At 59.5% G+C, this 6,880-nt stretch carries 7 protein-coding genes; 3 read left to right on the top strand and 4 right to left on the bottom strand.

The window, feature by feature from the left end; all coding sequences use genetic code 11:
• The 3 genes from CG471_RS28340 to CG471_RS28330 all read right to left on the bottom strand — a co-directional run.
• Positions 1 to 653 (bottom strand): transposase (locus CG471_RS28340; RefSeq protein ID WP_257211723.1); only part of this gene is annotated, 653 nt, incomplete at its 3' end.
• A 286-nt stretch (positions 654 to 939) separates the two neighbouring features.
• The gene (locus CG471_RS31580; RefSeq protein ID WP_234831532.1) at positions 940 to 1,083 is read right to left on the bottom strand and encodes a hypothetical protein; all 144 of its coding nucleotides are present in this window, start codon (positions 1,081 to 1,083) and stop codon (positions 940 to 942) included.
• Between the two features lie 157 nt (positions 1,084 to 1,240).
• A complete protein-coding gene (locus tag CG471_RS28330) occupies positions 1,241 to 1,687 on the bottom strand; it encodes a globin domain-containing protein (RefSeq protein ID WP_043150706.1) in 447 nt (148 codons plus the stop codon).
• A gap of 373 nt (positions 1,688 to 2,060) precedes the next feature.
• Between CG471_RS28330 and CG471_RS28325 the strand changes: the two genes are divergently transcribed.
• Genes CG471_RS28325 through CG471_RS28315 form a run of 3 tightly spaced genes read left to right on the top strand, consistent with a single transcriptional unit; the run spans position 2,061 to position 3,972 of the window.
• On the top strand, positions 2,061 to 2,399 hold the full coding sequence (locus tag CG471_RS28325; RefSeq protein ID WP_099234492.1) for a hypothetical protein: 339 nt from the start codon (positions 2,061 to 2,063) through the stop codon (positions 2,397 to 2,399).
• 15 nt (positions 2,400 to 2,414) lie between these two features.
• Complete coding sequence (locus CG471_RS28320) at positions 2,415 to 2,720, top strand: cupin domain-containing protein (RefSeq protein ID WP_099234491.1); 306 nt, start codon at positions 2,415 to 2,417, stop codon at positions 2,718 to 2,720.
• A gap of 28 nt (positions 2,721 to 2,748) precedes the next feature.
• On the top strand, positions 2,749 to 3,972 hold the full coding sequence (locus CG471_RS28315; protein ID WP_099234490.1) for an IS256 family transposase: 1,224 nt from the start codon (positions 2,749 to 2,751) through the stop codon (positions 3,970 to 3,972).
• Between the two features lie 300 nt (positions 3,973 to 4,272).
• Here CG471_RS28315 and CG471_RS28310 read toward each other — a convergent pair whose 3' ends face one another.
• Positions 4,273 to 6,585, bottom strand: coding sequence for a bifunctional diguanylate cyclase/phosphodiesterase (locus CG471_RS28310; protein WP_180275825.1), 2,313 nt, complete (start codon positions 6,583 to 6,585; stop codon positions 4,273 to 4,275).
• Positions 6,586 to 6,880 lie beyond the last annotated feature (295 nt).

Genomic DNA, 6,880 nt, shown 5'->3' with positions numbered 1-6,880 from the left:
GACCGGCACGAACGAAATAACAACAGACGTAGCCAGCACGGCCCTGTCTCCGGGGGGGCGACATCATCTCGGAACGAAGGGGCGCAATCATCTCGGAAACGAGGGGCGGCTTCATCGGAATCGGCAGACAACCACCGCCAGTACATTTTCGTCCAGGCCGCCTTGCCGCCGAAACGACGATCATGACGCAACAGGAAGCTGCGCACCGTTTGCTTGGCCCCGATGGCATCGTCCTGCGCATTTCGCCGAGCGCGGATGAGATCGCGTACCGCCTCATGCGCTTCGTCCGGCACCCAGATCGCGGTGAGTTCGCCGGCGCGTAGCAGCCGCGCCAGTGTCATCGCGTCACGTCGGTCCGTCTTCACATGGTCGCCCGGGCGTCGCGGCATCATTGAGGGGGCGATGACAATGCAATCCTGCCCCAGCTTCGTCAGCAGCCGATGCAGGCCATAGCCACAGGGACCAGCTTCGTAGCAGACGTTCAACGTAACGCCCGGTCCCGTTAGTCGCTTGACCAGCCTTCTGACCGCATCGTCCTCGTTGGCGACTGTTCCGATGAAACGCACCTCGCCTCCGCGCTGTCCATCGGCAACAGCGACCGCAATGGTTTCCTTATGCACGTCCAGACCAACGTATTTCACTGCCTCCGTCATGACTCGCCTCCGCTGCTGAAAAATCCATCATCAGCATCTCAGATTCGAGCCTCCGAGGCTCGGGCAGTCATGGGGTCTAAGGGCTGAGGGCGTCGGGAAACACCTGTTTGTCGTGCATTCGGTGGATCACACCGTCAAGCCAACGCAGACTTGTCGTTGACCTTAAGCCGAAGAGGATCACTGAATAACTGACTAGGTTTTGCGGTCGGCTGAGAGTGGCAGTTATAGCCTAAAGCTGAATCTGCCTTATCAGCGGGGCGCGGGCAGCTCAGCTTTGGCTTTTTCCCTACCTCGCTGCACGATAGAATGCGACATGGAAGCAGACTGATCCGAGCGGTGTCACGTTATACTGGATAGTTGGCTCAACGACTCCGGGCGAGTCTTCCGGTGTGAGCACCTTCTCGAATGGCTCTCGTCGGTTATCCGTCACTCTGTATCTCAGGCTACCGCTTTCAACCGTGATGACTCCCCATACCCGTCCTTGGTTGAATGAACATTGAGCAGCCCTTTGGGAGTGGTCTCCTCAGAGAAAGTGTCGGTGCGCTTGTATAATTGCAGCCCCTCAGGAAGGCCTGGGGCTTTAGTGGTCACGCCACTTGTCCTTCGTAAAGCTCCACCTCGCGGTTGATGAGGATGTCCGCGAGGAACCAATAGGCCTCGCCCCATGCATTCAGAATATCGTCGGTTGCAGCCTCTCCCAATACGTCACGGATCGCTGGAAGGAGCGCGTTAGCTACAGCAGGATAGTGATCAGGCTTGATGTGGGTCTGAACGTGGCGTGCGGCAATCCGTTCGATAGCGGGCTTTAGTGCATCCAGCTTGTCGACGTTCTGAGCAAAGGCGAGGATCGCCGCGGCAAGGCGCTTCGGCTGAGCGCCAGATTCGTGAGCGGCCATGTCGAACAAAGCCTTGATCTCGGGATCGACGAAGAGGCGCTGGTACATGCGCGTGGTGATATCCACGCCATGCTGCTGGAGCGCTGGAGCCGTTGCCTTCACCAAGGCCATGGTTTCGGGGGACAGTGGTTTGGACATACTGAAGTGCTCCCTTGCAGAGTTGGCAACGAAACGATTAGGCCTAGGGGTAGGTTTCCTATTCTGTCGCTCCACCACCCTAAGCTCACGGACCCCGCCATGACCAGGGGTTTGATCTTGTCACGCATAATGCTTCAGCCGGCGTTCAAACGCGTAGCTGGGTTGAAGCGGCGGTGATCGGGAAGGGATTCCAACCCGCAAGATCCGGCTGACGTGAACCGTCCCTGCCACTCGGTAGGGAGCCTTCGAACACCAGGGGCGCTTCAGAGTTCGTCACAAGAAAGGCAGGGACGATCGGGTTTTATCGCACGACGGATGGCTTGTTCGAAACAAGCAGACTACCTTCCCTTGTCGTAATCAGAAGGGACTTCAGATGCCGCGCGAATATGATGATCCGATATCTCCAGAGGCCATCGAAGAGGCGGTACAGCTTGCTCACAAACTCTGGCAGGAGAAACCGGGTGAGACACTCGACTCCGACGTTGAGAAAGCCATTGGTGAAACGATATGCTCGTGCGCGACGGATATTGAAGATGCCATCGAGGGCACGAAATCCGGCACGCATCGGGAGATAGAAGCGGCAGTGAGAGCTCGGACCAGCGAGCTAAACAGACAAGGTGCGGTCTGGGATGCAGTGGGCCAGGCATCATTAGAGTCCTTCCCCGCTAGTGACCCTCCTGCATGGATAAGCCAGAGACCAGCGCGGAAATGACCCAAGGAGACGACGATGGCGTTGAAACATGTGAAGCCGAACGAAATTGTGAATCTCGCTTCCGGAATGGAAGGAAGCGAAGAAGTTAGCCGCGTTGCCCTCGTGAAAACAAGCCAGTTTACGGCGCTTCGCGTATCACTGAAAAGCGGCGAGAATATTCCAGCGCACCAGGTGCCCGGCTACGCCACGGTCCTATGTTTGCGTGGGTCGGTCGAGATTAGCCTGGACGACCGAAAGGAGACCATGAGCGAAGGGGACTGGCTCTACCTTAATCAAGGCCAGCAGCATGCCGGGGACTATCAGGAATTTCGTGTGCGGTGAGGCATAATGGGCAACAAGGAGACCCAATATGTCACGACGGAAAGAACCCTCGATACCGAACGACATTCTCGATCAGTTGCTGACCGGCACTGACGCGGCGGCGGCGCTCAGCCCGGGCGGCTTACTCGATTCCCTGAAGAAGGCTTTTGCCGAACGGGCCCTCATCGCGGAGATGAATCATCATCTCGGGCACGATGACCAAGTCGGCAACAACCGCAATGGCTATGGTCGCAAGACGGTGGCGACCGACAGCGGGCGGATCGAGATCGAGGTGCCGCGCGATCGGGCCGGCAGTTTCGATCCGCAGCTGATCGCCAAATACCAGCGGCGCTTCCCCGGCTTCGACGACAAGATCATCTCGATGTATGCGCGCGGCATGAGCACCCGGGAGATCACGGGCCATCTGCGCGAACTATATGGCATTGATGCTTCGCCCGATCTGATCAGCACGATCACGGACGCTGTGCTGAAGGAAGTCGCGGCCTGGCAGCAACGCCCGCTGGACCCGGCCTATCCGCTGGTCTTCTTCGATGCGATCCGGGTCAAGATCCGCGATGAGGGCATGGTCCGCAATAAAGCTATCCACATCGCACTGGGCGTCATGGCCGACGGCACCAAGGTGGTCTTGGGGCTATGGCTGGAACAGAATGAAGGCGCCAAATTCTGGCTGCGCGTCATGAATGAACTGCGCAACCGCGGCGTCGAGGACATCATGCTGGCCGTCGTCGATGGCCTCAAGGGCTTTCCCGACGCTATCACTGCGGTCTTCCCCGAAGCGATGGTTCAGACGTGCATTGTCCATCTGCTGCGCAACTCGATGGATTTTGTGGCGTGGAAAGACCGTAAGGCGCTCGGAACGGCCCTGAAGGCCATCTACCGTGCCGTCGATGCCGCGGCCGCCGAGGAGGCGCTGACGGCCTTCGAGGCCAGCTTCTGGGGGCAGCGCTACCCCGCCATCGGCCAGAGTTGGCGCCGGGCATGGCCCGAGGTCATCCCATTTTTCGCCTTTCCTGATGAGGTCAGGCGGATCGTCTACACCACAAATTCGATAGAAGCCTTGAACTCCAAGCTTCGTCGCGCTGTTCGTGCGCGGGGCCATTTCCCCAATGACGAGGCGGCCACCAAACTGCTCTATCTGATCTTGAACCGATCGGAAAAAGAGTGGAAAATGCCGCCGCGCGAATGGAACATGGCGAAGGCGCAATTTGCCGTGCTCTTCGGCGAACGTTTCATCAGGGCCATGACGGCCTGATGGTCAACCGCCTCGCCGCACACGAAATTCCTGACAGTCCCCATGCCGTTCACTCGCTTGATGAATCAGCCTTGCTTGTCACCATCATGCTGAAGCAATAGCCGCTGTCCTGTCGGCTTCCATGTTTCAAAGCCGACACTTTTCGCGCCTAAATCGACCCCCGGTCAGCCATTCATCCTGCTGGTCTGATCGCGAGAAACCGGTCGCAAATGCCGCTTATGCTTCCGTCTCGGATTCCCTGACGCCAGCTTGCTACCTGCCTCATTTCAGCTTGTTTCTAGATAGGCGTAGATCGCTCATCTACAGTGCTGATCTTCCATCAATCACAGCTCGCACGGAAGTAGGATCCCAGGAAGTCAGGACATCGGCCACTTTGCTGGCGGGCATTGGCCGGCCGAACAGAAAACCCTGGCCTAGGTCACACCCCTCCTTCGCCAGGCGTGCGGCCTGTTCCGGGGTTTCGATCCCTTCCGCCACGGTGCTAATGCCAAGGCTTTTGGCAAGGCCGATCACCGCGCGGACTATTGCATTATCTTCCGGTTGCGCCTTGCCAGTGCGAGATATGAAGGATCGATCGATCTTGATCGTATCGACGGGGAACTGTTTGAGGTGCGTCAGCGATGCATAGCCGGTGCCGAAATCATCCAAGGCAATGGTTGCGCCAGCCTGCGAAAGGGAGTTGAGAATGTCTTCGACATTCTTGACGTGCTGGCTGACAAAGACGGTCTCTGTCACTTCCAGCTCTATGATGGACGCTGGTAGACCCGCCTTGCTGAGCCTGCCGAGGATGCGATCGGCGAAGTCACCTTGGCGAAAATCGCCTGCAGAACCGTTAATGGCGACAAGGCCCACATCGACCCCGATATCTCGCCAGTACAGGACATCTCCTATGACCCGATCGAGCATGCGATCGGTCAGTTGGACCGAAAGACCGGGGTCCTCCAGAGCCGCCGCAATCGAGGCAGGCGGGCGCAGCCCGTACCGGTGGTGCCAGCGCAGCAGGGCTTCGAAACCGACGCAGGCGCCGGTCCGCAGGCATATTTTTGGCTGATAATACGGAATGATGCGGTCTTCGCTCAGTGCGGTGCGCGCATCGTGGAGCATCAGCGTTTCACGTCTGGCAGCTTCGCGAAGTTCATTCCGGAACCAGCGCAGACGTCCCACGCCGTCCTTCTTGGCGGCGTAGAGAGCAAGGTCCGCACTCTTGTGCATTTCGCGCGTGGTCCTACCGTCGGCAAGGCCCAGTGCCGCACCTGCGCTCACGCTGATGTCGAACTGCCGGCCCTCGAATTTGGCCGGACCCATGATGTCTGAAAGCAACTGCTCTACTACCAGTTCGACGGCGGAGCCGGGTTTAATGTCGGGCAGGATGATCGCGAATTCATCCCCTCCTAGACGTGCCGCCGTGCTTCCTTCAGGAAGCATCCGGCGCAAGCGCGAAGCCACCTCCTGCAGCAGCGCATCGCCTGCGTCATGCCCCCAGTCGTCATTGATCGCTTTGAAGCGGTCGATGTCGAGGACCACCAGCAGGGCCTTGCGGCCGGTTTCTTCGGCCTGCTTTAACGCCGCCTCCAGACGCTCGTTGAACATCACCCGGTTAGGCAGCTCAGTCAACGCGTCGTAGTGCGCCGCCCACTCCAGCTTCGCTTCGTACAGCTTCTGGCGAGTGACATCCTGGAGCGATCCGATGACGCGCGTGGGTTTACCCTCGCCGTCTCGCACCACGTAGCCGTGCGAAATAAGGTGTAGTTCAGCGCCGTTGGCAGCGATGGCGCGGAATTCCTCGACCCAGTGCGAGAGGCCCGCGCGAAGGGCGCTGCTCAGCTTCGTCAGGACCTGCTCGCGATCCTCGGGGTGGATGCGTTCCACCCACCAGTCGCGGGTGGTGCCCATAAGCATTCCCGGATAGCCGAGCACGGTCGCGGCTGCGCTGCTCCAGTCGATGTGATTGCGTTCGAGCGACAGGTCCCAGATGATGTCGTTGGCGGCCTGCGAGGCTAGCCGGTAGCGCTCCTCACTTTCCTGCAGGGCCAGTTCTGCGACGACCTGGTCGTCGATGTCCTCTAGGTTGCCGTACCAGGCGATGACCTTGCCATCCTCACCGCGCCGGGGAAAGGCGCGAGCGCGAAACCAGCGGAAGGACCCGTCCGTGAGCCGTAGGCGGTAGCGCGCGTCTGCAGGTTCTCCATGTTCCTGGTTCAGGGCCGCCAACCAGGCGATCTGTAGGTCCTCCAGATCGTCCGGGTGAACGACTTGCAGCCAGCCCCAGCCCAGGCCGTCGCGGAGGGAAATTCCCGTCAACTCGCACCATCGTGGGCTGAGCTCGGTCAGCGCCCCGCCAGCGTCGCTGAGCCAGGGTATCTGCGGGTTGAGTTCGACGGAGTAGCGGTAATGCTCCTGACTTCGTTTGAGGGCGGCGATCAGGCTGCTCATCTCGATGCGCGACTGCAGCAGCTGGACGAAGCCCGTATGGCTGTTTGCCAGCGAGCGCAGGATAACACCGCCGGCGACCAGGAAGTCCACGCCCGTGGCGACAAGGTACCAGTCCTTTGACAACAGCAGCTTTATCGTGACGGGTAGCGCACCAAAAAGCAGGACGAACCACCCGGCCACCGGGAAAGCCTGCAGGCAGTAGCAGCAGCTAATCGCGCCCACGAAGACGTAAAGCGCGATTGCGGCGCTTCGCGAGGGGTCCGTTTCGCTCAGAAGCAGAAGCCCCCACCCTCCAAAGGCGCCGCTCAGGAGAACGGAAGCGACAATCGTGCCCCGCAGGTAGCGTCGGATAGAGGTGGCCTGGAGAATCTGGACAGCAGGATAAGTGGATTTTCTGCCTGACGGCGGCCAGGATGGCCGCGTGACAGGAGTAGCGATGAGTAAACGACCCCGCCGGAATCACAGCCCGGCTTTC

The organism is Sphingobium sp. IP1, assembly GCF_002708645.1.
GTDB lineage: Bacteria > Pseudomonadota > Alphaproteobacteria > Sphingomonadales > Sphingomonadaceae > Sphingobium > Sphingobium yanoikuyae.
This window is presented reverse-complemented; position numbering and strand designations above follow the sequence as displayed.